Genomic DNA, 26,585 nt, shown 5'->3' with positions numbered 1-26,585 from the left:
GATCACCACCGATCGCGAAACCCCTGTGGATAACTCCGGACCCGGGGACGACCGAGGTTATCCACAAGCCCGACGACTCACTCGCGGATCGTCGGGTCGATCGGGTTGCATGGACTCATGATCCGCACAACGAGATTCGGGACAGCGAGATGCCGGCCGGCTCAGCCGGCCGCGGCGAGGACCAGCGGAAGCACCTGCGCACTGCCGGCCCGGCGGAGCAGACGAGCGGCGACGGCGAGGGTCCAGCCGGAGTCGGTGTAGTCGTCGACGAGCAGCACGGGGCCCCGGGAATCGGCGAGTGCGGCAGCCAGGTCATCGGAGACGGTGAAGGCGCCGGAGAGCGCCCGGAGGCGCTGGGCGGAGTTGCTGCGGCGTGCCGCGTGCGCTCCGTCGGGTCCGGTGTACGTCAGGCTGCCCAGGTAAGGGAGGCGGCCGATCGACGCGATGCCCTGGGCGAGGGAGCCGACCAGGTGCGGGCGGGACAGGGAGGGCACGGCGACGACTCCCACAGGCCGGGCGGAGGCGTCGGGGACGTTCGGCGCCCAACCGCCCGCAGAGCGCGCCCAGTCGGCGAGGACGGCCACCGCGGCCTTCAGAACGTCGTCGGGGACCGGACCGTCGGGCGCGTTCTCGGCCAGCAGAGGGCGCAGCCGGTTGCCCCAGCCGATGTCCGAGAGCCGTCCCAGGGCCCGCCCGGTGGAGCACTGCTCCCCGGCGGGGATACGGCCCTTGAGCTCGATGCCCAGAGCGGGCATGCCGGTCGGCCACATCCGGCGCGGCTCGACCTCCACCCCCGGGCGGTCGAGTTCCTTCGTCGCCCCGGTCAGCGCCTCCGTCGAAACGGAGGAGTCGATCCAGGCGCCGGCGCAGTTGTCGCACCGGCCGCACGGGACCGCTCCCTCGTCGTCCAGCTGCTGCCGCAGGAACTCCATCCGGCACTGGGCGGAGCTCACGTAATCGCGCATGGCCTGCTGCTCGGCCGCCCGCTGCCGCGCCACCCACGCGTACCGCTCCGCGTCGTACGTCCAGGGCTGCCCGGTGCTCTCCCAGCCGCCCTTCACGCGCTTCACCGCCCCGTCCACGTCGAGGACCTTGAGCATCGTCTCCAGCCGGGTCCGCCGCAGATCCACCGCCGCCTCCAGAGCGGGCACGGACAGCGGCCGTCCCGCGCCGGCGAGGGCCGTCAGGGTCTGGCGGACCTGGGCCTCGGGCGGGAAGGCGGTGTCGGCGAAGTAGCGCCAGATCGCCTCGTCCTCCTTGCCCGGCAGCATCAGCACCTCGGCGTGTTCCACCCCCCGCCCGGCGCGGCCGACCTGCTGGTAGTAGGCGATCGGCGAGGACGGCGACCCGAGGTGGATCACGAAGCCCAGGTCGGGCTTGTCGAAGCCCATGCCGAGGGCCGAGGTGGCGACCAGTGCCTTGACCCGGTTCTGCTGGAGGTCGGCCTCGGCCTGCAGCCGGTCCGCGTTCTCCGTGCGGCCCGTGTAGGAGTCGACCTTGAAGCCGCGCTGGCGCAGGAAGGCGGTGGCCTCCTCCGCCGCGGCGACCGTGAGGGTGTAGATGATCCCGGAGCCGGGCAGCTCGTCCAGGTGCTCGGCGAGCCAGGCCAGCCAGTGCGCAGCGTCCGGCAGCCGGACGACTCCGAGCCGCAGGCTCTCCCGCTCCAGCGAGCCGCGCAGGACCAGGGCCTCGCCGGCTCCGGTACCGAGCTGCTCGGCCACGTCCGCCGTCACCCGCGCGTTGGCCGTCGCCGTCGTGGCAAGCACCGGCACCCCGGGAGCGAGGTCGCCGAGCATGGCCCGCAGCCGCCGGTAGTCGGGGCGGAAGTCGTGGCCCCAGTCGGAGATGCAGTGCGCCTCGTCGACGACGAGCAGACCGGTCGTGGCCGCGAGCTTGGGGAGCACCTGCTCACGGAAGTCCACTGAGTTCAGGCGTTCCGGACTGACGAGGAGAACGTCGGTCTCGCCGCGCTCGACCTCCCCGTAGATCGTGTCCCACTCCTCCGGATTGGCCGAGTTGATGGTGCGCGCCCGGATACCGGCCCGCTCCGCCGCCTCGACCTGGTTCCGCATGAGAGCCAGCAGTGGCGAGACGATCACCGTTGGGCCGGATCCGCGCCGGCGCAGCAGGGCGGTGGCGACGAAGTACACCGCCGACTTGCCCCAGCCGGTGCGCTGCACCACCAGGGCCCGCCGGCGCTCCTCCACCAGGGCCGACACCGCCTGCCACTGGTCCTCCCGGAGCCGGGCCGAGCCTCCTGGGGCGCCGACCAGCTCGGCGAGGATGGCGTCGGCTTCGGTGCGGAGCTCCAGGTTGTCCATGCCCCCCATGCAACCCGAAGACCAGGGCCGGCGGCGAATTCACCCAGCGTGACCGTGATCTCGCGGCAGTGGCGGTGCGGGGCTGGCGCGGCGGGCGGGAGCGGTGGGAGTGTTTACGACAGTCCTCGCCATCCAGCGGTCAAACGGGGCGTGAACTTTGGGTAACTGGGCAGGGATATGAGAGTCATACCGGCTCATTCCAGTCAGCTGTCCCAATTGCTCGTTGCCGCCCGCGCACGGGCCAGGAAGAATTGGGAATCCGCCCCGCACGGCCCGTACGCGGTCCGGTTGGACCGTGCCGTGGTGCGCCCTCACCACCCGACCCTGCCCGCGGAGCGGGCGCGCATCCGAAGGGAGGATCATGACCCTCGGATTCGCTCCGTCCTCAGGCGCCTCGCTCAGTTCGTCGTCCGGGTCGGCCAGCCGCCTCGCTCGGATGCTCGAACCGGCGGAGTGGGCCGCGGCCGGGATCCCGCTGCTGACCAATCCCCGCGAAATGGTCAGCGGACTGCACTCCCGGCATCTGCCCACGCCCTCGACCGCGGTGCTCGCCATCCTCGACCACGAGGAACGGCTCGCGGCCAGCGCCTCGTTCACCCGCCGCGCCGCGCCCGCGGACGGCTGGGAGCTCCGCAACGCGCTCCTGGCGGCGCTGCGCCGGGTCATCCCGCACGACCTGCGACGGCGCACTCCGGTACGGACGGCCGTGCTGCTCTACTGCCGCGAGGGCGACGAGCGGTGGACGGAGGAGGACGGGGCCTGGATGTGGGGGTTGCGGGACGCCTGCACGCTCCACGGGCTGCGCTGCGGCGCGTACATCACGCTGACCCGCGGGGGCTGGCAGGTGCTCGGGGAAGGCCGCGGCGGCCGGAGGCCGAGCACCGACTCGCCTCCTACGCCGCTGGGCGAGGAGTCCGAGTTCGAACGGCTCGTGCCGCGGATCGCGAGCGGCGCACCCGAACCGATGCGCCGGGCCGCCGCACGCTGACCTGTCCGCACGTGCGGGCCGACCGGGCCGTTAGGTGCGCACTGACCAGTGCTGTACGTCCGTACTGACCTGGCCGTATGTCCTCACTAACCAGGCCTGGCCGTATGTCCTCACTAACCAGGCTGTACGTCCGTACCGACCAGGCCGTACGCCACGCAGCCCGCTTCCGCACGCCGCCGTGCGCCGGCACACAGCACGCTACGACCGAACGACGGCCGGCCCGACCGCCCACTTGGGCGGCCGGGTCCCGGACGTGGCGTGACTCAGACGCCGGCGCCGAGCACGGCGTTGACGCGCTCCGGGTCACCGCAGACGACCAGCAGCGCGGTCGCCCGCGCCAGCGCCTGCGGCAGGTGGCGCGCGACGGACTCGTCGGAGCCGCCGTTGACCGCGACGACCACCACGGGTCGTGCCGCGGCCCGCTCCACTGCGGCGGCGTCCGCGAAGAACACGTCCTCGCGAGCGTCCTGCTGCGCCCAGTAGGCGGCTTCGCCGAAGGACAGCTCGTGCGCCGTCCACGGGTGCTGCTCGCCGGTGGTGAGCACCAGCACGTCGCCGGGGGCGCGGCCGGACTCAAGGAGCAGGTCCACGGCCTCGTCGGCGGCGTCGAGAGCGCCGTCGGCGGAAGCGGGGATCAGCTGGATCCGGGTTCCGGACCGCTGGTCGGAACGATTCTCCGGACGGGCCGGAGGGGTCGGTCCCGCAGCGGGCTGCGGGCCCGGCGCCGGCGGGGCGGGCCTGGCCGGACCGGGGACCGGACGTCCGGGTCGCGGGGAGGCCGCGGTGCGCGGGCCGGGTACGGGTCGGGGGGTCGGCACGGGGCGGCCGGCGGCCGCAGTCGCGCGGGGACCCTGGGCACTCTCGTGAATCTGAGGCTCCTCGGGGATGAGAGGCATGGGTGGATGTCTATCAAACGCCGGCGCGCGAAGCTCCGGCGGGTGGGCGCACAGGCGCGCCCCGGCCGCTGAAACGGCTCTGCCGGAGAGTTCCGCGAACGGGCCCCGCCGGAGAATCCAGAAGCCGGAAGTCAGAAGTCGAAGCCGAGTTGGCCCCCGCTTTCCAGTGCGGCCGCCTCGGCGGAGAGGCGGACCTTCTTGAGGTGCCGCCACCGCGGCATCGCGTCGAGGTACGCCCAGGAGAGCCGGTGGTACGGCGTGGGCCCCAGCTCTTCGAGGGCGGCCTTGTGGACAGGCGAGGGGTAGCCCGCGTTGGCTCCGAAGGCGTACGCGGCGTACTGCTCCGCCTCGGCCTCGAGCTCGGCCATGAGCGCGTCGCGCCGGACCTTGGCTATGACGGAGGCGGCGGCGACGGCGATGCAGGACTGGTCGCCCTTGATCACCGTACGGACCTGCCAGGGGCTGCCGAGGTAGTCGTGCTTGCCGTCGAGGATCACCGCGTCCGGGCGGACCGGCAGGCCCTCCAGGGCGCGGACGGCGGCGAGCCGGAGCGCGGCGGTCATGCCGAGCTCGTCGATCTCCGTGGGCGACGCGTCGCCGAGCGCGTACGCCGTGACCCATCCCTGGAGCTCCGCGGCGAGCGCGGTGCGGCGTTTGGGCGTGATCAGCTTGGAGTCGGTGAGTCCGTCGGGGGCCCGGCGCAGACCCGTGACGGCGGCACACACCGTGACGGGACCGGCCCATGCCCCGCGTCCGACTTCGTCGACCCCGGCAACGATCTTGGCGCCGGTGGTGGCTCGGATCGATCGCTCGACAGTGTGGGTGGGTGGTTCGTACGGCATGGCGCTGACAGGTTACGCCGATGGATACCTCCCTCGGTACCCGGATTCCACGTGATGATCCATACCCGGCCGAAACCCGCCGGCCAAGCAGGCCGAAACCCGCCCGCACACCGTCGCCGGCCGGCCCGCCGACCCGCTCGCCCCGCACCCGCCAGGGGCCGCCGAACGCCGCCTCAGGGCCGTAGCAGCGGCACCATGACCAGGTCGACCATCTCGGCGATCTCACCGTCGGTCCATTCACTGCCGCACACCTTCGAGCGGTACATCATCATGGCCGGAATGACGTCGAAAACCAGCTCGCCGGGCGCGTCCGCGCGCACATCACCCCGCTCGACGCCACGCTTGACCACCTCGCACAGCAGCCGCTGCGAGGGCTCGATCACCCCGCTGAGGATCAGCCCCTGAAAGCGCTCGGAGGTCTCACTGTCGCATTCGTGAATGACGGAGCGAAGAGCGAAGCCCGGCTTCGAGTACATCGCCTCCCGCACCCTCCGGCACAGCTGGTAGAGGTCCTCGCGCACGCTGCCGTGGTCGGGCACCTCGTCCATGGTGGGCAGGGCCGACCGGAGCGCTTCCACGACCAGGTCCTCCTTGGAGGGCCAGCGCCGGTAGACCGCGGCCTTGCCGGTCTGCGCGCCGACCGCAACGCCCTCCATGGTCAGGCCGCTCCAGCCGACGGTGCTGAGCTGCTCCAGCGTCGCCTCCAGAATGGCGTGTTCGAGCACCGGACCGCGGCGCCGTGACGCCGCCCTCTGCGACCGAGCGGCGGCCGCGGAGTGCGAAGTAACCATCAGGACCTCTCTGTTGGGGCGACTCTGACTGTCCGGCAGTGCTCAGTGAACGGTTGCGTTCCTTGAGGGGGACTCACTACCGTGGAGGACAGTGAACGGGTGCGTTCACTGAATTCTTCCGTGGGGGATGCACAGTGACAACAACGCCGGTGGACACCCGGACCGATCCAGGCGCCGCCAAGTACCCGAATCGGCCGGGAATCGCCCTGACCGTCATCGCCGCCTGCCAGTTGATGGTCGTTCTTGACGCCACGATCGTGAACATCGCGCTTCCGCACATCCAGGACGCGCTCTCCTTCTCCACCACCGACCTGTCGTGGGTGCTCAGCGCCTACACCCTGACCTTCGGCGGTCTGCTGCTGCTCGGCGGGCGGGCGGGCGACATCCTCGGGCGCCGCCGGGTCTTCCTGACCGGCATCCTGGTCTTCACCCTCGCCTCCCTCCTCGGCGGGTTCGCACAGGAGCCGTGGCAGTTGCTGGCCGCACGTGCGCTCCAGGGTGTCGGCGGCGCGATCGCCTCGCCCACGTCCCTCGCGCTGATCACCACGACCTTCCCCGAAGGCCCCGAGCGGAACCGGGCGTTCGGCGTCTTCGCCGCCGTCTCGGCCGGCGGTGGCGCGATCGGCCTGCTCGCCGGCGGCATGCTCACCGAGTGGCTCGACTGGCGCTGGGTGCTCTTCGTGAACGTGCCCATCGGCCTCGTCATCGCCTTCCTGGCACCGCGCTTCATCAACGAGTCCGAGCGCCACCCCGGCCGCTTCGACCTCGCGGGCGCGATGTCCTCCACGCTCGGCATGACCGCGCTCGTCTACGGGTTCATCCGCGCTTCGGAGGAAGGCTGGAAGGACGCGCTGACCATCGGCGCGTTCATCGCGGCCGTCGTCCTGCTCGCCGCCTTCGCGGTCGTGGAGTCGCGGGCGCGGGAACCCATCACCCCGCTGCGGATGTTCGCCGACCGCAACCGCTCGGGCACGTACGTGATCATGCTCAGCCTGGCGGCCGCCATGTTCGGCATGTTCTTCTTCATCGTTCTCTTCGTGCAGAACGTGCTCGGCTACAGCCCGATCCGCTCGGGTCTCGCCTTCCTACCGGTCACGCTGGCCATCGGCGTGGGCGCGGGGCTCGCCCAGCGGCTGCTGCCCGTCCTCGGCCCGAAGCCGTTCATGGTGTCCGGTGCCGCGATCACCGGTGTCGGTCTGTTCTGGCTGACCTTCATCACGCCGGACAGCTCGTATCTGAGCGGGGTGCTCGGCCCGATGGTCACCTTCGGCTTCGGCATGGGCCTGAACTTCGTGACCCTCACGCTGACCGCCGTCTCCGGAGTCGCGCAGCACGAGGCCGGCGCCGCCTCCGGCCTGCTCAACGCCACCCAGCAGGTGGGTGGTTCGCTGGGTCTCTCGATCCTGGTCACGATCTTCGGCACCGCCAGCCGTGACGAGGGGAAGCGGCTGTTCCCGGACTTCCTCGCCCACTCCACTCCCGAGCAGCAGGCGCAGTTCGCCAAGACGCACGAGCTGCCGGCCCCCTGGGGCCACGACGTACTGACCACCGGCATCTCGACGTCGTTCACCGCCGCCGTCGCCATGGTGCTGATCGCGCTGGTCACCGCGGTGGCCGTGATCCGGGTGCGCAAGAGCGACCTGGAGGCACTCAGCGGCAAGGCCGAGGCCGCCGGCCCCGTGGCCTGACCGTCGTCACCCCGGTCCCCTCATGCGCGTGCCCTCCTTCCCGTACGGGGAGGAGGGCACGTTGCCTTATGCGTACGGGTCACGGGTCAGCCCGCACCCTACGGGTCACAGGTCAGCCCGCACCGTACAGGTCACGGGGCAGCCCGCACCCTACGGGTCACAGGTCAGCCCGCACCGTACGGCTCGCACATCAGGGCGCGCCGTAGGGGTCGCTGTACGGGTCGCCGTACGGGTCCGCATCCGGGTCGTACTCCCCCTCACGGCTGGGCCCGCCGCACTGCGCCGCCGTGCCGTGGACGGGGCGCGCGGCCAGGATGTCGCGGGCGCGGGCCTCGGACCTGCTGGTGGCGTACCAGCCGCCGTCGTCCTCGCGGAGCCGGGCGTCGAGGTCGAGGAGCGCGCAGGAGCGCAGGGGTTCGGGGAGCCGGTCGAGGGCGGGGACGGCGTCGGCGGAGAGCCCTTCCAGGTAGTGGACATCGATCTTGCCGAGCCGCTCGTGGCGGTCGACGTTCTGCTGTGCGATCACGGCGTCCGGCTGGATCAGGCCGAAGACCAGGACGAAGCCCGCAGCGCTGGCGGCGAGCGCGCGGGGCAGCAGGCGGGCGCCCCAGATGCCGGCCGCCATGATCAGCAGGATCGCCACGCCCAGCCAGATCTCCATGGTGGCAACGGATATCCGCAGCCGGGTCAGCCCGTACGCGTCCACGTACAGGTCCATCCGGCGCAGCGCTGAGGCGACCACGACCAGCGTCAGCACGCACAGGGTGCCGAGGACCGCGCGGACGAGCCGCCGGTCGCCGGCGCCCGTGCGGGGCGCCCAGCGCAGGGCGAGGCCGATCACGACCAGGGTGAGGAGCGTGGCCATGAGCAGCTGCCAGAAGCCCTGGCGGGCGTACTCCGCGTAGGTCAGACCGGTCTCGCTGAGCACCTTGTCGTAGCCGCCGAACAGTACGGCGAGCTGAATCGCGATGAAGGCCGCGAACAGGAGGTTCAGGACGATCAGCGGAAGCGCCCACTCCACCCGGTTGCGGGGCTTGCCCGCCGGGAAGGTCAGCCGGTCCCAGCGCAGCGGGGCGGCCGCCGTCCGGGCCACGGCGATGGCACCGAACAGGCCGAGCAGGAAGCACAGCGTGCGCCAGGGCGCCTGAACCAGCGAGACATCGGGCATGAGAGAGCCCAGCAGATCGGCGAAGGCGGCGTCCGCACCGGCGAACAGCGCACCGAAGACGACCAGCAGGCCCACGGCGATCCCGCCGGTGCGCAGGATCGGTCCCCAGCGGCCGCGCGAACCGTCCGCACGTTCGCGTACGGCCCGCCAGACCCACAGCATGCCGGTGCCCACGGAGTCGAACAGGCCGACCGGCCCGAGCAGCATGCTCGGCCAGCCCCGGCCGCCGTGCAGGGCGAAGCCGGTGACGCCGATGGCGCAGACCACCGCGAGGAAGGTCGGCCAGCCCGCGTCGCTCAGCGCCGGTATGGCGAGCAGGGCCGCGCCGCCGAGGGCCCAGACCAGGGTCCAGGGGCGGAGCCGACGGCCCGCGGCACGTGCGGCGAAGGCACCGGCGAGGGTCGCGGGGACCGCCACGAGGAGCAGGTTCACGCCTGCGCCGCCACTGAGCAGGAGGGCGGCGAGCAGCGCCGTGGCCAGGATCGCCCAGAGCGTGGCGGCGCTCGCGCGCGCCGGCGCCGCCGGCCTCAGCGGGCTCGCGGTGCTCGGCTTCCTGGGCGGTGCCCAGGTCTGGTACGGCGGGTAGGCCCCGGGACCGTACGCGCCCGGCCGCCCGTACGGCCCCGGCTGTCCGCCTGCCGGGGCCCCCGCCACGGCCAGTGCGGGAGCCGTGGGCGCGGCAGGCTGCGTGGGCCCGGCGGGCTGCTGCCCGGAGGGCGCGCTGTTGGCGGACGGCCTGGCGTCCTTCGGCGGCGGGCAGTCAGAGGACGGCCTGGCGTCCTGCGGTGCCGCGCTGCCCTGGGACGGCACGCCGGCCTTCTGCGCCGCGCTGTCCCGAGGTGCCTCGCCGGCCCGGGACGGCTTGCCGCCCTTCGGTGACGAGTCGTCCGGGGACGGCGTGCCGCCCCCGGGCGGTGTGGCGTTGTCCTTCGGCGGCTGCGCGGATGGTGTGTCGGTCACGGGACCCCCTCCCGACCCGGTCCGCGCACGGCCGTGCGGCCGCGTTCGGCGGTTCCGGGTGTCTCGTCAGCGCGCGCTTGTCATGATCAGCGCTGCGCAGTGGCCGACTCTAACCGCGGTCCGTCCCGGTGGACCCGCCCGGAAGCCCCTGTATCAGGACCGTGACACTCCGCATGCCGGAATGCCCGGTTCTCACGGGGTCGGCGGCTCGGCTACGAGCGCGCCCCCGCCCGCACCCAGTCCGGCAGCTCCTCGGTCTGCTCCAGCCATGCTGCAGGCGGTGCGCCGGCCGGCGCGGAGGCGACGACTCCGCCCGCGATGGCGCAGGTGGTGTCGACGTCGCCGCCTACCTCCGCGGTCGTCCAGAACATCCGCTCGTAGTCGCCGAGTGCGCGGGCCGCCGACCAGAGCGCGAACGGCACCGTGTCGTGCGCGCTGGTCCGCCGGCCGCTGCCCAGTACCGCCGCGACCGTCGCGGCGTCGCCGTAGTCGAGCATGTCGCGGGCCCGGCGCAACCCGGCTCCGACGGCGCTGCGCGGGACGAGGGCGACGACGCCGTCGAGCAGGGCCTCGGGCGTGGGGGGACCGGCCGGGTCCGCGGCGAGCGAGGCAGCGGCGGCGACGGCCATCGCCCCGACCACGGCCTCCCGGTGCTGGTGCGTGGTGTACGCGGAGATCTCGGCCTGGTGGGTCGCCTGTTCGGGGTCGTCGGCGTACCAGGCGCCGAGCGGCGCGATCCGCATCGCGGCGCCGTTGCCCCACGATCCCTGCCCCTTGAAGAGGGCGGCCGCGAGCTCCCGCCAGTCGCCGCCCTCGCGGATGAGCCGGAGCATCCGGTTGACGGCGGGACCGTAGCCCCGGTCGAAGTCGTGGTGGTGGGCGAACGACGCGGCGAGCGCGTCCTGGTCGATCCGGTCGTGGCTGACGAGCACGGCGAGGACCGAGCAGGCCATCTCCGTGTCGTCGGTCCACTGCCAGGGACCGGTGGGCGGCTCGTGCCGCTTGAGCAGGGGATAGTTGGCGGGGACGAAGAACTGGGAGCCCAGGGCGTCTCCCACGGACAGCCCACGCAGGCTGGCCAGGGCGCGTTCGAAGCGCCGGTCGAGAGAGGAGTCAGCGGTCATCGCTCTGCCACTCTATCCGGTGGGACCGTACGGTTCCGGGGTACGCCAGCGTTCGAAGGGCCGGTCGAGCCGGTACTTCCCGTCCTCCCCGAGCAGCAGCATCCTCGTCTCCGCGTTCCCCGGGTTGGACAGCGACTCGAAGTCGGCGACCGACCAGTGGAACCAGCGCATGCAGAACAGCCGCATGGTCAGCCCGTGGGTGACGAGCAGGACGTTGGGCGGATGGTCCGGGGCCTCGAAGCTCCGGTAGAGGCTCTCCAGGAACGCCCCGACCCGGTCGTACACGTCGGCCCCCGACTCGCCCTGGGCGAAGCGGTAGAAGAAGTGCCCGTAGGCGTCCCTGTACGCCTTCTGCAGGCGTACGTCCTCCCTGTCCTGCCAGTTGCCCCAGTCCTGCTCCCGCAGCCGCGGCTCCTCCCTGATCCGCACCTGATCCGGGGCGAGCCGGAACGCGCGCAGGGTCTCGTGGGTCCGCCGGTACGGCGAGACGTAGACACTGACCTGCTCCTCCCCGAAGAGCTCCCGCAGCCGCTCCCCCGTCTCCTCCGCCTGCCGCCACCCGGTCTCGGTGAGCCTGAGCGCGTGGTCGGGCTCCCGTTCGTACACCGTGTCATCGGCATTGCCCTCGGACTCTCCGTGCCGTACGAGGACGATGCGCCGCGGTCTTGCCATGGGACGACCCTAGATCGGACTGGGCCGGTCGGCTCAGTCGAGCAGGCGTCCGGAGTCCATCCGGCGTATGTGCCCGGTGAAGCGGCGGCGCAGCTCCCGGTCGTGGGAGACGACGACCACCGCGCCCGGCCACTCGCGCAGTGCATCCTCCAGCTCCTCGACGAGACCGAGGGCCAGGTGGTTCGCCGGCTCGTCGAGCAGCAGCAGGTCGGCGGGCCGGGCCAGCAGCCGGGCCAGCGCCAGGCGGCGGCGCTGCCCCGCGGACAGGCTCCCGACCGGCACCCGCAGATCGTCCGGGCGGAACAGCCCGTAGGAGAGGAGCAGTTCGGCCTGCTCGTCCTCGGGGAGGGCGAGGCCGCGCCCGAAGGCGGCGAGCACCCGCTCGGCCGGCCGGTGCGCCGGTATCTCCTGGGCCAGGAAGCCGGTCCGTCCGCGCCTGGTCACCCGGCCGGCGTCCGGTGCGACGAGGCCGGCCATGACGCGGAGCAGGGTGGACTTGCCGGCGCCGTTGCCGCCGTGGATCAGCAGCCGCTCGCCCGCGCCCACGGTCAGCTCCCCGACGGCCAGCCGGTCGGCGACCCGCACTCCGCTGAGGGCGAGCAGCTCACCCTCGGCGCGTCCGGCGACCGGCCGGGCGGTGAAGGCCAGGGGCTTCGGAGGCTCGGGCACCGGCTCCTCGTGGAGCCGGCGCAGCCGCTCCTGGGCGTTGCGCACCCTTCCGGAGACCGACGACTGGACCCGGCCGCCGGCGCGGTCGTACGCCATCTTGTTGTTGTCCTTGATGGCCCGTCCGGCGGCGACGGTGAGCGCGGTCGTCCGGGTGTACTCCTCCAGGCGTGCGGTCTCGGCGCACCACTCCGCGTACGCCTGCTCCCAGCGCCGCCGGGCGGCCGCCCGCTCGGCGCGGAAGCCCGCGTATCCGTCCCCGTACCGCACGACCGTGCGGCGGTCGGCGTCGAGCTCCAGGATCGCGGTGGCGACCCGCTCCAGGAAGACGCGGTCGTGGGAGACGGCGAGCACGGTTCCGCGGTGGGCGAGGAGGGCGTCCTCGAGCCAGTCGAGCGCCTGGGCGTCGAGGTGGTTGGTCGGCTCGTCGAGCAGCAGCACCTCGGGCGCCGCGGCGATCGTGCAGGCGATGCCGAGCCGGGCCTGCTCGCCGCCTGAGAGGCTGCCGAGTCGCCGGTCCCGCCCGATGTGGGCCAGACCGAGTCCGTGCAGGGCCTTGTCGACCCTGGCGTCCGCCTCGTACCCGCCGCGCAGCTCGAAGGCGGTGAGCAGGTCGCCGTACTCGTCGAGCGCCCGCTCGCCGGCCGCGCCGAGGCCGGCCTCCAGGGTGCGCAGTCGCCGCTCCATGGCCCGCAGCTCGGCGAGCGCCGCGTCTATCGTTTCGGCGACGGTGGCCCGCGGAGGCAGTTCGGGTGTCTGCGCGAGGAGTCGGGTGTCGCCGTCCGTCACGGTGACGACGTCTCCGGAGTCCGGCGCGTCGAGCCCCGCGAGTATCCGCAGCAGGGTGGACTTGCCCGCACCGTTCTCCCCCACGATCCCGATCCGCTCACCGGGGCGCACGGTGAGCGAGACCTGATCGAGCAGCAGTCTTTCGCCGCGGGTCACGGTCACGTCGTGAAGAGAGATCTGCGTGGGCAAGGGGCGCCTCCGGAGGCAGTAGGGAACCAGCAAACGCAACGGATGTCGCGTTAAGTCGAGTGTGACACACTCATCCCCACTAACGCAACGGGAGTAGCAATTGAATGACGCGAACGAGGAAGACCGCGAAGCAGTCAAGGCCCCGACCCCGGGCAGCAGACGCCCCGGCGGCCGCACGGCCCGTACCCGCGCCGCGGTCCGCGACGCCGTCCTGACCGGTCTGGCCGAGCACGGCTATCCGGCCCTCACGGTCGAATACGTGGCCGAGCACTCGGGCGTCCACAAGACGACGCTCTACCGCCGCTGGGGCAGCGTGGAGGGCATGGTCGCGGACGCCCTCGCGCTGGCGGGCGAGGACGAGTGGACGCCGCCGGACACCGGAAGCCTCGCCGGCGACCTGCGGGCCCTCGCCCGCGAGGTGGTCGCCGCCTTCGCCGACCCGGCGCAGGCGGCCGCGCCGACGGCCTTCGTCGGCGCCGCGTTCCAGTCCCGGCAGGCCGCCGAGTCGCTGCACGCGTTCTACGCGGAGCGCTTCCGGCGCTGCGAGCCCGTGGTCGAGCGTGCCGTGGTCCGCGGCGAGGCCCCGGCCGGCACGGACGCGGGCGCGGTCGTACGGGCGGTCTCCGCGCCCCTCTTCCTCCGCCTCTTCGTCACCCGCGAGCCGGTGGACGCCGCGACCGCGGACCAGGCGGCCCGCACCGTCCTCGCTGCGGTGACAGCAGGCGCGTTCACCCCCGAGGACACCGCTGCGATGGAAAAGGAAACGGCGGCCGGCAAACCGGCCGCCTGATCACCCCGGCGCCACGACGGAGGACCGATCACCACCCGAGCCGCCACCGCGCGGGCTCACACCGCCCAGGTCGACTCGAGCTCCACGACGTCGCCCGCCAGGGCCGCCACATCGGCCTCGGTCTGCGCCCGCAGACCGAGCCGCTCCACCCGCTCCGCCCGGTACTTCCCGTGCTCCGCGGCCGAGTTCCACATCGAGAGCACCAGGAACTCGTGCCCCGGCGCCTCGCCGAAGAGCCCGCGGAGCATGCCCGGGGATCCGGCCATCGCCGGGTTCCACACCTTCTCCTGCATCAACGCGAAGTGCTCGACGCGGTCCGCATGGATCCGGCAGTGCGCGACCCGCGCCACGTCGGCGTCGCCGAACCGCGGCTCGAACCCGGTCTTCACGTCGAAGCGGTGGTCGAAGAGCTTGATCTGGGCATCCTTGTACGTGCCGGACTGCGCCGCGGCGAGCCGGTCGTGGGAGCGCGCCATGAACGAGTCGTAGAACGCCCTGCTCTCCCAGAACGCGAAGACATGAGCGACATCCGGCCGACGCCGGCTCCATCCCCCGCCCTGCCCCCGGAACCCCGGCTCACCCAGCAGCCCCGCCCATTTCCGCTGTCCCCGCTCGAACCCTCGACGGTCCAACACGGTGCAGCGAATCCACTTGACCAGCACCGCGCCATGGTAAGGGTCGCAGCCACGCGCCGTCAGACCTCCGCGGACTGCACGCGCACCAGTCCTGCCGCCTCCTCGTCGTCCAGTTCGATTCCGAAGACCTCGCAGAGGGTGGCGACCAACTCGTGCGGCCCGACGGTCTGTTCCTCGCTCGTGCCGTCCACGTACACCGAGGTCAGACCGGTGCGGATGAGCGCCCTGCGGACCTCGGGGCCGGGCTGGTGGACCACGACCTGGCCGAGAAAGCGCGACCAGGGATGGCTGGAGCTGTAGTGGTTCATCAGCTCGAAGTCCGCGGGGTACAGCGTGTGCGGCGCGAACGCGTACAGGTCGGTCCACCCCTGCGGGCGAAGCGCGCGCAGTACATGGACGCCCTCCTCCTCGACCCCGACACCGAAGGTCCAGCCGTCCTGGTCGACCCGCGCACCCTCGACCAGCGGCACCGGCTCCAGCGGCCCCTGCGACCCGAACCCGGCGTCCACAAGCCACCGTTCGCCGTCGATCGTGACGACGAGCAGAGCGTGGGTCACCGGCACCAGCGCGTTCCCCCTGGTCCGGTTGCGCGCGCCGCGGCCCGCGACCCGGAAGCCGATCCGTTCCAGGGCTGCGGCCAGCAGGGAGTTCTGCTCGTAGCAGTAGCCGCCGCGCCGCCGTTGGACGAGCTTGGCCTGGAGACTCTTCACATCGAGCGGGACGCGCCGCCCCAGCGCCACGTCCAGATTCTCGAACGGAATGGCCCCCACATGAGCGCGGTGCACCGCGCGCAGCGTGCCGAGGTCCGGCGCGAGATCTCCCGAGTGGCCGATCCGCGCCAGATAAGCGTCCAGATCCAGCTCTTCACCGTTCCACATACCGCACTCCCCCTCGACCGATGACAGGTTGATCACATGACAGCATGAACGGGTCGTCAGAAGCCGCCCAAGGAGAGGGGATTCGCGGTGAGCGGACTCAACAAAGGGGTCGCCAAGGTCGAGGTGTCGCTCAAGTGGGACCCCAGCCCGATCGGCACACCCGCGCATGACCTGGACCTCGTCGCGGGGGTCTACGCGGCGGACGAGCCATACGGGCCGCCGTCCTATCTCGTGCACTTCGACAGCCGCTCCCCCGACGGCACCATCACCCTGCACCGGGACAGCCGTACGGGGCAGGGCTTCGGCTACGACGAGGCGATGACCCTGGAGCTGACCAGGCTCGCGCCCCGCTACGGCCGCGTGGTGGTGGGCGTCGCCATACAGCAGGGCGGCGGCCGCCTCGCCTTCGGCCAGGTCGCGCACACCGGCGTCCGGGTCCGCGAGGGCTACACCGACCTGCTGGACGACGACCTCGCGTCGGTCGCGGACGCGACCGCGGCGACGATCGTCGAGTTCGTCCGCGACGGAGCCGGGGAGTGGATCTTCCGCCCCCTCCTCCACGGCTTCGACATCGACCCGCGCGACTTCGGCGCCCTTATGGGCGAACAGCGCCCATAAGGGCGGCCGGACACCACAAGGGGACCGGCCTCAGGCCGGTCCCGTTCCTCCTCAGCCCGTCGCCCAGCCCGGAATCGTCGGCAGCACCCGCTCGGCGACCCGCAGCAGCGCCGCGTCGTCGGGGACCCCCTGGTCCTGGCGCCAGATGACGATCTCGTACGAACCGCCGCCGTCCTTCGGGTCCTTGGCGACCAGCAGATGGCGGGCGATGCCGCCGGGGCCGGCTTCACCCTTCCCTCCGCCGCCGAGCGAGATCTTGAGCGCGATGGTGCGATCCGAGTAGAACACCGCCTCGCGCCCCAGAACCTTGGTGGGCTCCGCCGTGTTCCCCAGGAACCGTCCCATGGTGGCGACCGGGAGCCGGTCGTACGAAACGGAGAGATTCACCGAGTACGTCGGGAGGCGGACGTCCCCCTCAGGAGAGGCGACCTTGTCGTCCTTGAGGAGAGTGGTCCAACCGTCGCTGCCCCACGCGTTCTGCGCCTGCTCGCCCGGAGTGCCGAGCAGCGCCGGCAGATCCGGCCGGTTCAGCGCCTCGCACAACCGCGTGCCGGAGACGTACTGAGCCGGCAGGGAGCCGGTCGACGCCGTACAGACGGCCCGCCCCCGATCAGCGGCGCTCCCCTGGTCGTGCGTCGCCATGTACCAGAAACTGCCCGCCAGCAATGCCCCCAGACCCAGCGCGGCCGCCACCTGGGCGCCCACTCTCGGACCCTCGTTCGTCGATTCAGCCATGTTTCCCCCTGCTGTACGCGCTCCGCGGCGCGCCGAAGAGCGTAACCGGTGATCGTTTCTCCGCGAACCGGGATCCCGGGGGACGCGGAAGAGGGTGCCGACCCGTGGCCGGCACCCTCTCTCACACGCTGTTCAGGACGGTCAGCTGCAACCGCTGGTCGAGCCGCAGCCCTCGCAGATGTAGCAGGAGCCGGCGCGCTGCATCTTCGTACCGCAGGAGAAGCAGAGCGGGGCGTCCGCGCTGATGCCGAGCTGCATCTCGACGAGCTCCGCGGAGGTGTGGGCCTGCTTCGGGGCCGGGATCTCGGCCTTCGCCGGGGTGGCGACGGCCTTCAGCTCCTGGGCGCGGGGCGCCGACTGGGCCAGGCCCTCGACGTCGACATCGACATCGTCGGACTGCTCGTACGAGCCGGTCTCCAGGTGCCGCTGACGCTCCTCGGCGGAGTGGATGCCGAGGGCGGAGCGGGTCTCGAAGGGCAGGAAGTCGAGCGCCAGGCGGCGGAAGATGTAGTCGACGATCGACTGCGCCATCCGCACGTCCGGGTCGTCCGTCATGCCGGCCGGCTCGAAGCGCATGTTGGTGAACTTCGAGACGTAGGTCTCCAGCGGGACGCCGTACTGCAGACCGACGGAGACGGCGATGGAGAAGGCGTCCATCATGCCGGCGAGCGTCGAACCCTGCTTGGACATCTTCAGGAAGACCTCGCCGAGACCGTCGTCCGGGTAGGAGTTGGCGGTCATGTAGCCCTCGGCGCCACCGACGGTGAAGGAGGTGGTGATCCCCGGGCGGCCCTTCGGGAGGCGCTTGCGGACCGGGCGGTACTCGACGACCTTCTCGACGGCCTCGCGGATCGTCGCCTCGGACTTCGCGGTGACCTCGGCCTTCTCCTCCTCCTTCTTCTTGGCGGAGAGCGGCTGGCCGACCTTGCAGTTGTCGCGGTAGATCGCGAGCGCCTTGACGCCCATCTTCCACGCCTCGAAGTAGATCTCCTCGACCTCCTCGACGGTCGCCGTCTCCGGCATGTTGACCGTCTTGGACAGGGCGCCCGAGATCCAGGGCTGGATGGCGGCCATCATGCGGACGTGGCCCATCGCGGAGATGGAACGCTCGCCCATGGCGCAGTCGAAGACCTCGTAGTGCTCGGTCTTCAGGCCGGGGGCGTCGATCACGTTGCCGTTCTCGGCGATGTGGGCGACGATCGCCTCGATCTGCTCCTCCTGGTAGCCCAGGCGGCGCAGGGCCTGCGGGACGGTGCCGTTGACGATCTGCATCGAGCCGCCGCCGACCAGCTTCTTGAACTTGACCAGGGCGAGGTCGGGCTCGAGGCCGGTGGTGTCGCAGGACATCGCGAGACCGATGGTGCCGGTCGGGGCGATGACCGAGGCCTGGGAGTTGCGGAAGCCGTTCTTGGCGCCGAGGCGGATCACGTCCTGCCAGGCCTCCGTGGCGGCGGCCCAGATCGGGGTGTCCAGGTCGTCGACGCGGACGGCCTTCCCGTTGGCGTCGGCGTGCTGCTTCATGACCCGCTGGTGCGGCTCGGCGTTGCGGGCGTAGCCGTCGTACGCGCCGACGACCGCGGCGAGCTCGGCGGAGCGCTTGTACGAGGTGCCGGTCATCAACGAGGTGATGGCACCGGCCAGTGCGCGGCCGCCGTCGGAGTCGTACGCGTGGCCGGTCGCCATCAGCAGGGCGCCGAGGTTGGCGTAGCCGATGCCGAGCTGGCGGAAGGCGCGGGTGTTCTCACCGATCTTCTGGGTGGGGAAGTCGGCGAAGCAGATGGAGATGTCCATCGCGGTGATGACGAGCTCGACGACCTTGGCGAAGCGCTCGACGTCGAAGGACTGCGTGCCCTTGCCGTCGTCCTTGAGGAACTTCATCAGGTTCAGCGAGGCGAGGTTGCAGGACGTGTTGTCCAGGTGCATGTACTCGCTGCACGGGTTCGAGCCGTTGATGCGGCCGGACTCGGGGCAGGTGTGCCAGTGGTTGATCGTGTCGTCGTACTGGATGCCCGGGTCGGCACAGGCCCACGCGGCCTCGGCCATCTTGCGGAAGAGCGCCTTGGCGTCGACCTCCTCGATGACCTCGCCGGTCATGCGGGCACGCAGGCCGAACTTGCCGCCGGCCTCGACGGCCTTCATGAACTCGTCGTTCACTCGGACCGAGTTGTTGGCGTTCTGGTACTGGACGGACGTGATGTCGTCGCCGCCCAGGTCCATGTCGAAGCCCGCGTCGCGCAGGGCGCGGATCTTCTCCTCTTCCTTCACCTTGGTCTCGATGAAGTCCTCGATGTCCGGGTGGTCGACGTCGAGGATGACCATCTTGGCCGCGCGGCGGGTGGCGCCGCCCGACTTGATCGTTCCTGCGGAGGCGTCGGCGCCGCGCATGAAGGAGACCGGACCGGAGGCGTTGCCGCCGGAGGAGAGCAGCTCCTTGGAGGAGCGGATCCGGGAGAGGTTCAGGCCGGCGCCGGAGCCGCCCTTGAAGATCATGCCCTCTTCCTTGTACCAGTCGAGGATCGACTCCATGGAGTCGTCGACGGCCAGGATGAAGCAGGCGGAGACCTGCTGGGGCTGCGGGGTGCCGACGTTGAACCACACCGGGGAGTTGAAGCTGAAGATCTGGTGCAGGAGGGCGTAGGCCAGCTCGTGCTCGAAGATCTCGGCGTCGGCGGGCGAGGCGAAGTAGCCGTAGTCCTCGCCGGCCTTCGTGTAGGTCTTCACGATCCGGTCGATGAGCTGCTTCAGACCGGTCTCGCGCTGCGGGGTGCCGACGGCCCCGCGGAAGTACTTGCTGGTGACGATGTTGACCGCGTTCACCGACCAGAAGTCGGGGAACTCGACGCCGCGCTGCTCGAAGTTGATCGAACCGTCGCGCCAGTTGGTCATGACGACGTCACGGCGCTCCCAGCTCACCTCGTCGTACGGATGCACGCCGGGGGTGGTGTGGATGCGCTCGATACGCAGGCCCTTGCTCGCTGCCTTGGCTCCCTTGGCGCGGGAACCACGTGCCGGACCGCTCGCCGTCTCTGTCATGCCGCCTCCCATATACGGGCAAAACACCCTGGAGCACCCGGAAAATTCCAGGGCTCCGTCTTCTGTACTGCGTTATGTAGTGCTGTTGCCACGAGCACCTCACGGATGGCTCGGGGCAGGTCTTTACGGGCCGCTCGGCGGCCGGTCGCCGGACCGTCGGTGCAGCGGCGGTCCGGCCCGCCGGTCAGTCGGCGGCGGTGGCGGGAACGGGGACCGCGGGGGTCGCCCCGGTTCCGCCGCCCTCGGCAGGAGGCCGCTCGCGGAGGTCCGCGATGGCGGCCTCGAAGTCCTCGAGACTGTCGAAGGCCTTGTACACGGATGCGAAGCGCAGGTACGCGACGAGGTCGAGCTCCTGCAGCGGGCCGAGGATGGCCAGACCCACGTCGTGGGTGGTCAGCTCGGCGCTCCCGGTGGCGCGCACCGCCTCCTCGACCCGCTGGCCGAGCTTGGCGAGGGCGTCCTCGGTGACGGGCCGCCCCTGGCATGCCTTGCGCACGCCCGAGATGACCTTGGTACGACTGAAGGGTTCAGTGACTCCCGAACGCTTGACCACCATGAGTGAGCACGTCTCCACCGTCGTGAAACGACGGGAGCAGTCGGGGCACTGGCGGCGGCGTCGGATCGACGTGCCGTCGTCGGTGGTGCGACTGTCGACGACTCGGCTGTCGGGGTGCCTGCAGAAGGGGCAGTGCATTGGTTCCGACCCTCCCTCACGGCACGACTGAATAGCCCCGTCGGGGCCGTCAAGGCCCCTCGAAGCGACCACCAGCATAGGCGATGTGGAGACCCCCAACAGACCGGGTACCACTACTTCTAGGCGGCTGATGCAATCCAACCACTAGATCTTGGGTTGGTGCGAGATTTCAGCCCGACGCGCGTGTCGCGATCGCGACCGGCCACGAGGGTACGGGAAGGGCGCGGCGGCACGGATTCCGGGGTCGCCGATGCGACACTTGGAGGGCGCCCCGCCCCACTCGGTCCAGCGGTGAAGGCTACCGTAATGACCGAATTGAGACGGCAGCCCGATCGGCGTATACACCTACGTGCGCATACACGTAAGTCGATCTGCGATTTTTCACTCGAACGTGTGTTTGGCGCAACCTTTCGAAAGCCACTACCGTTGTGCCAGCGAGGGAGACCATTCGAGAGGGGCCGCCGACGTGACCACCACCGCAGACAGTGCCACCATCACTGCCCAGGACCGCTCCCAGGGCCGACTCGAGCCGGTGCATGCGATGAATGATGCAGCCATGAGCGGGGAGGAGCCCGGCCGACCCGCGCGCTCGCTCCCTGGACGCCCCCCAGGCATCAGGGCCGACAGCTCCGGCCTCACCGACCGGCAGCGCCGGGTGATCGAGGTCATCCGCGACTCCGTCCAGCGCCGCGGCTACCCGCCGTCGATGCGCGAGATCGGTCAGGCGGTGGGCCTCTCCAGCACGTCCTCCGTGGCGCACCAGCTGATGGCCCTGGAGCGCAAGGGCTTCCTGCGGCGCGACCCGCACCGCCCTCGCGCGTACGAGGTGCGGGGCTCGGACCAGCCCAGCACGCAGCCGACGGACACCACGGGCAAGCCCGCGGCCTCCTACGTCCCCCTGGTCGGCCGGATCGCGGCCGGTGGTCCGATCCTGGCCGAGGAGTCCGTCGAGGACGTCTTCCCGCTCCCCCGGCAGCTGGTCGGTGACGGCGAGCTGTTCGTCCTCAAGGTGGTCGGCGACTCCATGATCGAGGCCGCCATCTGTGACGGTGACTGGGTCACGGTCCGCCGTCAGCCCGTCGCCGAGAACGGCGACATCGTGGCCGCCATGCTCGACGGCGAGGCCACGGTCAAGCGTTTCAAGCGCGAGGACGGCCACGTCTGGCTCCTCCCGCACAACGCGGCGTACCAGCCGATCCCCGGCGACGAGGCCACCATCCTCGGCAAGGTCGTCGCCGTGCTGCGACGGGTGTGACACCACCTCGTCGGCCCTGAACCGGGCCCCGGGACCCACTGCGCCGGTCCCGGGGCCCTGCCGTGTCTCCAGGGCCCCCGAGCCCGTTTGTCGTGCCTTCGCCGGAGCGGCCGCTACGCCTCCGCCGTCCTGGCCGCCGCGTCGATGGCCGCCAGCGACTTCCGCACCTGGTTGCGGTCCGTGGTGTACCAGAAGTCGGGCAGCGAGGCCTTCAGATAGTTGCCGTACCGGGCCGTCGCGAGGCGCGGGTCAAGGACCGCCACCACGCCGCGGTCCCCCGTGGCCCGCACGAGACGACCGGCGCCCTGGGCCATCAGCAGCGCGGCGTGCGTCGCCGCCACCGCCATGAACCCGTTGCCCCCGGCGTCCTCGACCGCCTTCTGCCTCGCGCTCATCAGCGGGTCGTCCGGGCGCGGGAAGGGGATCTTGTCCATGACGACCAGCTGGCAACTCGCCCCAGGGACGTCCACGCCCTGCCAGAGCGACAGCGTGCCGAAGAGACAGGTCTTCGGGTCGGCGGAGAAGTTCTTGATCAGCTCGCCGAGGGTGTCCTCGCCCTGGAGCAGGATCGGCAGCTCGGGCATCCGGGTCCGCAGCTCCTCGGCCGCCTGCTGGGCAGCACGCATCGAGGAGAACAGGCCGAGCGTCCGGCCGCCGGCCGCCTGCATCAGCTCGGTCAGCTCGTCCAGCATGTCGCCGCGCTCGCCGTCCCGCGCGGGCCGGTTCAGGTGCTTGGCGACATAGAGGATGCCCTGCTTCGGGTAGTCGAAGGGCGAGCCGACGTCGATGCCCTTCCACACCGGAAGGTCCTCGCCCTGGGTGCCCTCCGGGGCTAGGCCGAGCGAGGCACCCACCCCGTTGAAGTCTCCGCCCAGCTTCAGGGTGGCCGAGGTCAGCACCACCGAGCGGTCGGCGAACAGCTTCTCCCGCAGCAGCCCCGAGACGGTGAGCGGAGCGACCCGCAGCGAGGCTCCGAAACGGTCGTGCCGCTCGTACCAGACGACGTCGTACTCGGAGCCCTGCGTGATCCGCTCGGCGACCCCGTGCACGGTCTCCACCGAGGCAAGCGCCTGCTTGCGGACGGCGTCCTCGTCCTGCACGGACCGGTCGCGGGTCGAGCCGAGGGCCGTGATCACCGCGCGAGCGGCGTCGCGCAGCGCCATCAGGGCGTAGCCGAGATCCTCGGGGATCTCCTCCAGGCGGCCGGGCAGCGCCAGCTCCATCAGCCGCTCGAAGCCCTCGGCCGCGGTCTGCAGCTGGTCGGCGACCTTCTCGTCGACCAGCTTCGCCGACCGGCGCACGGCCCGGTTGACCTGCCCGGGGGTGAGCTCACCTGTGGCCACGCCGGTCACCCGGGAGACCAGCTCGTGGGCCTCGTCGACGATCAGCACCTCGTGCTGCGGCAGCACCGGCGCGCCCTCGATCGCGTCGATGGCGAGCAGGGCGTGGTTGGTGACGACGACCTCGGCGAGCTTGGCCCGCTCGCGGGCGGCCTCGGCGAAGCACTCCGCTCCGTACGCGCACTTGCTCGCGCCCAGGCACTCGCGCGAGGAGACCGACACCTGGGCCCAGGCCCGGTCGGAGACGCCCGGCGTCAGGTCGTCCCGGTCGCCCGTCTCCGTCTCGTCGGACCAGTCGCGCAGCCTCAGCAGGTCCTGGCCGAGCTTGCTGGTGGGAGCCGCCGCCTCGAAGGGGTCGAAGAGACCCTCTTCCTCGTCCTGGGGAACGCCCTCGTGGAGGCGGTGCAGGCACAGATAGTTCGACCGGCCCTTGAGCATGGCGAACTCCGGCCGGCGGCGCAGCTGCGGATGCAGGGCGTCGACCGTCCGCGGCAGATCGCGCTCGACGAGCTGGCGCTGGAGCGCCAGCGTCGCCGTCGCGACCACCACCCGCTCCCCCTGCGCCAACGCCGGTACGAGATAGCCGAGGGACTTACCGGTGCCGGTGCCGGCCTGGACGAGGAGGTGCGAACCGTCGTCGATGGCCTCGGCGACGGCCTCGGCCATGGTGACCTGGCCGGGGCGCTCCACACCGCCGACGGCGGAGACGGCGGCGTGGAGGAGATCGGGGAGGGATGGCTTCGTCATAGCCCTTCCACCCTACGGGGCACCACCGACACCCGAGTCCATCCCCGTGATCACGCGAGCGGGTTCGGGACGGTGCCGTGGACGGCCGCGTGCGGGCGCTCGGGGCGGTCGCGGTAGCCGTCGAGATGGAGCCGGTTGCGATTGAGGCAGAGTCGCTCGATCCGGGGGACGAGGAGATCGAACAGCTCGAACCGTTCCTTCAGCTCCGGGAAGCGGCCCTGGTGGCGGAGGATCTCGGCGCGGACCAGGGTCCAGAACTCCTCTTCGGGGACGTCCAGTTGCTCCTCGCACAGCGGTGCCAGGTAGCGGAAGACGCCGACGAGAAGGCCCGAATGGATGAACTGGGTGAGGAAGTCGGGCTCCTCGGTGAGCAGCACGGTGCGTACCTCGTCCGGCATGGTCGCGTGCTCGGGGAGCGGCACGGCGCTGACGTTCACGTCGTCGACGAAGTCCTTGATCGCCAGCCGGACGGGCACGTCCTGCTCGTCGTAGACGACGATGGCGTTCTCCCCGTGCGGGGAGAAGACGGTGCCGTACTGGTAGAGGAAGTGCAGCAGCGGCGGCAGCAGGGCGGCGAAGAGGCGCTGGAGCCAGGCCCTGGGCGCGAGCCCCGAGCGCTCGACGAGTTCGGCGACGAAGGCCCGGCCCTCGGGGTCGGTGTGCAGGAGCGAGGCGAGGGTGCGGGCCCGCTCGCCCGGGGGCAGCCGCAGGGGTTCGCGCCAGATCGCGCCGAGGAGTTCCTTGTACTGGTACGGGACTTCCGGCAGCCGGTCGTACAGCGGGTGCTCGACGGTGACGGAGGCGACCTCGCCGAGGAGGATCACCCCGCACTCGTCGCGCAGGAAGGGGTCGGCGTCGCGCAGTCCGTGCACCCAGGCGGTGACGGCGGGCGCGGCGAGGGTCCGCTCGGTGGGCAGGCCGCGCCAGACGAGGGTGTTGAGGACGGAGAGCGGCAGCTTGACGGTGTGGCGGTCGGGACGGCTGGTGTTGAGGAAGGTGCGGATCGACTGCTGCGACAGGCGCAGGTCGCCGTCCGCGGTGAGCGGGACCACGGTCCCGGAGGCGATCGCCGGGGCGTAGAGCGGCAGCACGACCTCGTCCCACTGCCAGGGGTGGACCGGGAGGAACAGATAGCCGTCGGGGTCCAGACCGCGGGCGCGCAGGACGGTGCGGAAGGTCTCCTGGACCTCCGGGTCGAGTTCGCGGGCGTAGAGCTGGTCGGGGGTGTCGAGGCCGGTGACTCCGCGGTAGGCGGCGATCCGGCTGCTGACCGCGATCCACGGCAGGCGGGTGGGGCGGCGGGCCTCGGGGGCCCACTGGGCCGCGTCGGTGGCGGAGAAGCCGATCCGGCCCTTGTTGAGGACGAGCCAGGGGTGCCCGGTCTGGTGGCCTTCGAGTTCCGCGTAGCCGAGGTCGGCGAGGCGGCCGGCGGGCAGGGCCGTGTGGTCGAGGCGGGCGTCGGCGGCGAGGGTGGTGGTGAGCTCGCGGATGAGGTGGCCGAGGGTGGCGCCGTCGAGGCCGAGGAGGCGGCGGGCCCGGACGAGGAAGTCCAGCGGGTCGGTGGCGGGCCGGCCCTCGTGGGTGATCGATTCGGGGGCGATCCGCCAGCTGCCGTAGGCGCCGCGGCGGGCGGTGAAGGCGAGCGCGGTGCCGTCGTCGAGGGTGAGCGTGTAGTGGGCCGGGCCGGCGGCCGCGGTCGTGGCGGGATCGGCCGGCCGGGGTTCGACGATCTCCTCGTACGCGAACTCGGCGATGGCCTTGGCGAGCAGGCGGGAGGCGGCTCTGGACCAGGCGGCCGGGTTCAGTTCGGGCGGCGCGGGCAGGGCCGGCTGTGCGGAGTCGTGGGGTGCAGGGGACATCGACACGAGGACTCCTCGGAGTGGGAACCGCTGTGGGTCGAGCGGTGTATGTAAGGCAGAGGGTGTTCAGAGGACGTGGCGCAGGGCGCGGTCGCGGACCATGAGCGCGGCTCGTTTGTCGGGGAGGTCGACTTCCGCGGAGAGGCGGAAGCCGGCGCCGAGGAAGGCTGCTACGGAGGGGGTGTTGCGCAGATCGGGTTCGGCGAGCACGCGGGTGCAGTGGGGCCGGTGGTCGAGGACGAGGTCCGCGACGGCCCGCAGGAGGGTGGTGCCGATACCGCGGCCGCGGTCGGTGACGCCGCCGATGAGCAGGTGGATGCCGGTGTCGTGCGGGCGCGCGGGGTAGTGCCGGGCGAGCGGGTCGAGGTCGGCCCGGTAGATCTCGAAGTAGCTCATGGGTGTGCCGTCGAGGACACCGAGGCAGGGCACGCTGCGTCCGTCGCCGTCGAGTTGGGCGCGGATGTGGTCGGCGGTCACGCTCTGTGGGCCTTCGAGTTCCCAGAAGGCGGCTACGGCCGGGTCGTTCATCCAGCGGGCGATGAGCGGCAGGTCCCGGTCGATCCGTACGGGGACGAGCCGGAAGCTGCCGGCGGCGGTGGCGGCCGGCTGCCAGGCGGCGAGGTCGTCGAGGAGGTCGCCGTCGGAGCTCCCGCTGTACTCGCCGGCGGCGAGCAGGGCGACGAGTTCGTCGGACAGGTGCAGGTCCAGGGTGTCGTCGGCACCCGGGTCGGCGCCGGGGGCGGCGCCGGGCTCGTTCTCGCTGCCGTTGACGGGCCCGGAACCGGGCTCGGGCTCGGTGGCGGTGCCGGTATCGGGCGGGGCGTCGGTGCCGGGGTGCGCTTCGGTGGGAGGCACGGGGGCGCTCTCCTCTCGGCGGTGTGGGTGGTGGAAGGGGCTTCGCCGGGGT

General features: G+C 71.5%; 21 protein-coding genes. 5 read left to right on the top strand and 16 right to left on the bottom strand.

Annotated features, from left to right (window positions below; genetic code table 11):
- Positions 1 to 161: 161 nt before the first annotated feature.
- A complete protein-coding gene (locus ACIGEZ_RS15065; RefSeq protein ID WP_399830731.1) occupies positions 162 to 2,321 on the bottom strand; it encodes a RecQ family ATP-dependent DNA helicase in 2,160 nt (719 codons plus the stop codon).
- Positions 2,322 to 2,682: 361 nt separating this feature from the next.
- Between ACIGEZ_RS15065 and ACIGEZ_RS15060 the strand changes: the two genes are divergently transcribed.
- Positions 2,683 to 3,309 (top strand): hypothetical protein, encoded by a 627-nt coding sequence (locus tag ACIGEZ_RS15060; RefSeq protein ID WP_399830729.1) that lies wholly within the window; start codon positions 2,683 to 2,685, stop codon positions 3,307 to 3,309.
- Positions 3,310 to 3,572: 263 nt separating this feature from the next.
- Here ACIGEZ_RS15060 and ACIGEZ_RS15055 read toward each other — a convergent pair whose 3' ends face one another.
- The 3 genes from ACIGEZ_RS15055 to ACIGEZ_RS15045 form a co-directional block, all read right to left on the bottom strand.
- Positions 3,573 to 4,205 carry a hypothetical protein gene (locus ACIGEZ_RS15055; RefSeq protein ID WP_399830726.1) on the bottom strand — a complete coding sequence of 211 codons (633 nt, stop codon included), beginning with the start codon at positions 4,203 to 4,205 and terminating at the stop codon, positions 3,573 to 3,575.
- Positions 4,206 to 4,336: 131 nt separating this feature from the next.
- Positions 4,337 to 5,047: a ribonuclease HII gene (locus ACIGEZ_RS15050; RefSeq protein ID WP_399830724.1), complete on the bottom strand. Its 711-nt coding sequence runs from the start codon at positions 5,045 to 5,047 to the stop codon at positions 4,337 to 4,339.
- 173 nt (positions 5,048 to 5,220) lie between these two features.
- Positions 5,221 to 5,838, bottom strand: coding sequence for a TetR/AcrR family transcriptional regulator (locus tag ACIGEZ_RS15045; protein ID WP_399830721.1), 618 nt, complete (start codon positions 5,836 to 5,838; stop codon positions 5,221 to 5,223).
- A 134-nt stretch (positions 5,839 to 5,972) separates the two neighbouring features.
- On the opposite strand from ACIGEZ_RS15045, the gene ACIGEZ_RS15040 reads away from it, so the two are divergent.
- On the top strand, positions 5,973 to 7,526 hold the full coding sequence (locus tag ACIGEZ_RS15040; RefSeq protein ID WP_399830717.1) for an MFS transporter: 1,554 nt from the start codon (positions 5,973 to 5,975) through the stop codon (positions 7,524 to 7,526).
- Between the two features lie 190 nt (positions 7,527 to 7,716).
- Here the strand turns inward: ACIGEZ_RS15040 and ACIGEZ_RS15035 are convergent, their stop codons facing one another.
- The 4 genes from ACIGEZ_RS15035 to ACIGEZ_RS15020 form a co-directional block, all read right to left on the bottom strand.
- Complete coding sequence (locus ACIGEZ_RS15035; protein ID WP_399830714.1) at positions 7,717 to 9,654, bottom strand: DUF4153 domain-containing protein; 1,938 nt, start codon at positions 9,652 to 9,654, stop codon at positions 7,717 to 7,719.
- A gap of 212 nt (positions 9,655 to 9,866) precedes the next feature.
- Positions 9,867 to 10,778 (bottom strand): ADP-ribosylglycohydrolase family protein, encoded by a 912-nt coding sequence (locus ACIGEZ_RS15030; RefSeq protein ID WP_399830711.1) that lies wholly within the window; start codon positions 10,776 to 10,778, stop codon positions 9,867 to 9,869.
- A gap of 12 nt (positions 10,779 to 10,790) precedes the next feature.
- Entirely contained in the window at positions 10,791 to 11,450 is a 660-nt protein-coding gene (locus ACIGEZ_RS15025) for a histidine phosphatase family protein (RefSeq protein WP_399830708.1), read from the bottom strand.
- A gap of 33 nt (positions 11,451 to 11,483) precedes the next feature.
- Positions 11,484 to 13,094 carry an ABC-F family ATP-binding cassette domain-containing protein gene (locus tag ACIGEZ_RS15020; RefSeq protein WP_399830705.1) on the bottom strand — a complete coding sequence of 537 codons (1,611 nt, stop codon included), beginning with the start codon at positions 13,092 to 13,094 and terminating at the stop codon, positions 11,484 to 11,486.
- Between the two features lie 100 nt (positions 13,095 to 13,194).
- On the opposite strand from ACIGEZ_RS15020, the gene ACIGEZ_RS15015 reads away from it, so the two are divergent.
- Positions 13,195 to 13,884: a TetR/AcrR family transcriptional regulator C-terminal ligand-binding domain-containing protein gene (locus tag ACIGEZ_RS15015; protein ID WP_399830702.1), complete on the top strand. Its 690-nt coding sequence runs from the start codon at positions 13,195 to 13,197 to the stop codon at positions 13,882 to 13,884.
- A 56-nt stretch (positions 13,885 to 13,940) separates the two neighbouring features.
- On the opposite strand, the gene ACIGEZ_RS15010 is transcribed toward ACIGEZ_RS15015, so the two are convergent.
- On the bottom strand, positions 13,941 to 14,546 hold the full coding sequence (locus ACIGEZ_RS15010) for a YdbC family protein (RefSeq protein ID WP_399830698.1): 606 nt from the start codon (positions 14,544 to 14,546) through the stop codon (positions 13,941 to 13,943).
- 32 nt (positions 14,547 to 14,578) lie between these two features.
- Positions 14,579 to 15,397 carry an arylamine N-acetyltransferase gene (locus tag ACIGEZ_RS15005; RefSeq protein ID WP_399830695.1) on the bottom strand — a complete coding sequence of 273 codons (819 nt, stop codon included), beginning with the start codon at positions 15,395 to 15,397 and terminating at the stop codon, positions 14,579 to 14,581.
- A gap of 87 nt (positions 15,398 to 15,484) precedes the next feature.
- Here ACIGEZ_RS15005 and ACIGEZ_RS15000 point away from each other — a divergent pair, with 87 nt between their 5' ends.
- Positions 15,485 to 16,015: a TerD family protein gene (locus tag ACIGEZ_RS15000; protein WP_399830692.1), complete on the top strand. Its 531-nt coding sequence runs from the start codon at positions 15,485 to 15,487 to the stop codon at positions 16,013 to 16,015.
- A 51-nt stretch (positions 16,016 to 16,066) separates the two neighbouring features.
- On the opposite strand, the gene ACIGEZ_RS14995 is transcribed toward ACIGEZ_RS15000, so the two are convergent.
- The 3 genes from ACIGEZ_RS14995 to nrdR all read right to left on the bottom strand — a co-directional run bounded on the left by ACIGEZ_RS14995 (position 16,067) and on the right by nrdR (position 20,477).
- On the bottom strand, positions 16,067 to 16,750 hold the full coding sequence (locus tag ACIGEZ_RS14995) for a DUF6215 domain-containing protein (RefSeq protein WP_399830689.1): 684 nt from the start codon (positions 16,748 to 16,750) through the stop codon (positions 16,067 to 16,069).
- A gap of 141 nt (positions 16,751 to 16,891) precedes the next feature.
- The gene (locus ACIGEZ_RS14990) at positions 16,892 to 19,783 is read right to left on the bottom strand and encodes a vitamin B12-dependent ribonucleotide reductase (RefSeq protein ID WP_399830686.1); all 2,892 of its coding nucleotides are present in this window, start codon (positions 19,781 to 19,783) and stop codon (positions 16,892 to 16,894) included.
- Positions 19,784 to 19,967: 184 nt separating this feature from the next.
- Positions 19,968 to 20,477 (bottom strand): transcriptional regulator NrdR, encoded by a 510-nt coding sequence (gene nrdR, locus ACIGEZ_RS14985; protein ID WP_399830683.1) that lies wholly within the window; start codon positions 20,475 to 20,477, stop codon positions 19,968 to 19,970.
- A 466-nt stretch (positions 20,478 to 20,943) separates the two neighbouring features.
- On the opposite strand from nrdR, the gene lexA reads away from it, so the two are divergent.
- A complete protein-coding gene (lexA, locus tag ACIGEZ_RS14980) occupies positions 20,944 to 21,732 on the top strand; it encodes a transcriptional repressor LexA (RefSeq protein ID WP_362479180.1) in 789 nt (262 codons plus the stop codon).
- A 113-nt stretch (positions 21,733 to 21,845) separates the two neighbouring features.
- On the opposite strand, the gene ACIGEZ_RS14975 is transcribed toward lexA, so the two are convergent.
- The 3 genes from ACIGEZ_RS14975 to ACIGEZ_RS14965 form a co-directional block, all read right to left on the bottom strand.
- Positions 21,846 to 23,819, bottom strand: coding sequence for an ATP-dependent DNA helicase (locus ACIGEZ_RS14975; RefSeq protein WP_399830679.1), 1,974 nt, complete (start codon positions 23,817 to 23,819; stop codon positions 21,846 to 21,848).
- Positions 23,820 to 23,869: 50 nt separating this feature from the next.
- The gene (locus ACIGEZ_RS14970) at positions 23,870 to 25,678 is read right to left on the bottom strand and encodes an IucA/IucC family protein (protein ID WP_399830676.1); all 1,809 of its coding nucleotides are present in this window, start codon (positions 25,676 to 25,678) and stop codon (positions 23,870 to 23,872) included.
- A 66-nt stretch (positions 25,679 to 25,744) separates the two neighbouring features.
- Entirely contained in the window at positions 25,745 to 26,533 is a 789-nt protein-coding gene (locus ACIGEZ_RS14965; protein ID WP_399830673.1) for a GNAT family N-acetyltransferase, read from the bottom strand.
- Positions 26,534 to 26,585 lie beyond the last annotated feature (52 nt).

It is taken from the genome of Streptomyces sp. NPDC085481 (assembly GCF_044541845.1).
Taxonomy (GTDB): Bacteria; Actinomycetota; Actinomycetes; order Streptomycetales; family Streptomycetaceae; genus Streptomyces.
Note: the sequence above shows the minus strand (reverse complement) of the source record. Positions and strands in the feature narration are given on the sequence as shown.

Excerpts from the sequence above, each read along its gene's own strand:
- ACIGEZ_RS15030 (WP_399830711.1), bottom strand. The coding sequence starts at position 10,778 with ATGACCGCTGACTCCTCTCTCGACCGGCGCTTCGAACGCGCCCTGGCC.
- nrdR (WP_399830683.1), bottom strand. The coding sequence starts at position 20,477 with ATGCACTGCCCCTTCTGCAGGCACCCCGACAGCCGAGTCGTCGACAGT.
- ACIGEZ_RS14995 (WP_399830689.1), bottom strand. The coding sequence starts at position 16,750 with ATGGCTGAATCGACGAACGAGGGTCCGAGAGTGGGCGCCCAGGTGGCG.
- ACIGEZ_RS15005 (WP_399830695.1), bottom strand. The coding sequence starts at position 15,397 with ATGTGGAACGGTGAAGAGCTGGATCTGGACGCTTATCTGGCGCGGATC.
- ACIGEZ_RS15065 (WP_399830731.1), bottom strand. The coding sequence starts at position 2,321 with ATGGACAACCTGGAGCTCCGCACCGAAGCCGACGCCATCCTCGCCGAG.
- ACIGEZ_RS15055 (WP_399830726.1), bottom strand. The coding sequence starts at position 4,205 with ATGCCTCTCATCCCCGAGGAGCCTCAGATTCACGAGAGTGCCCAGGGT.
- ACIGEZ_RS14990 (WP_399830686.1), bottom strand. The coding sequence starts at position 19,783 with ATGACAGAGACGGCGAGCGGTCCGGCACGTGGTTCCCGCGCCAAGGGA.
- ACIGEZ_RS14970 (WP_399830676.1), bottom strand. The coding sequence starts at position 25,678 with ATGTCCCCTGCACCCCACGACTCCGCACAGCCGGCCCTGCCCGCGCCG.
- ACIGEZ_RS15050 (WP_399830724.1), bottom strand. The coding sequence starts at position 5,047 with ATGCCGTACGAACCACCCACCCACACTGTCGAGCGATCGATCCGAGCC.
- ACIGEZ_RS15060 (WP_399830729.1), top strand. The coding sequence starts at position 2,683 with ATGACCCTCGGATTCGCTCCGTCCTCAGGCGCCTCGCTCAGTTCGTCG.
- ACIGEZ_RS15045 (WP_399830721.1), bottom strand. The coding sequence starts at position 5,838 with ATGGTTACTTCGCACTCCGCGGCCGCCGCTCGGTCGCAGAGGGCGGCG.
- ACIGEZ_RS15025 (WP_399830708.1), bottom strand. The coding sequence starts at position 11,450 with ATGGCAAGACCGCGGCGCATCGTCCTCGTACGGCACGGAGAGTCCGAG.
- ACIGEZ_RS14975 (WP_399830679.1), bottom strand. The coding sequence starts at position 23,819 with ATGACGAAGCCATCCCTCCCCGATCTCCTCCACGCCGCCGTCTCCGCC.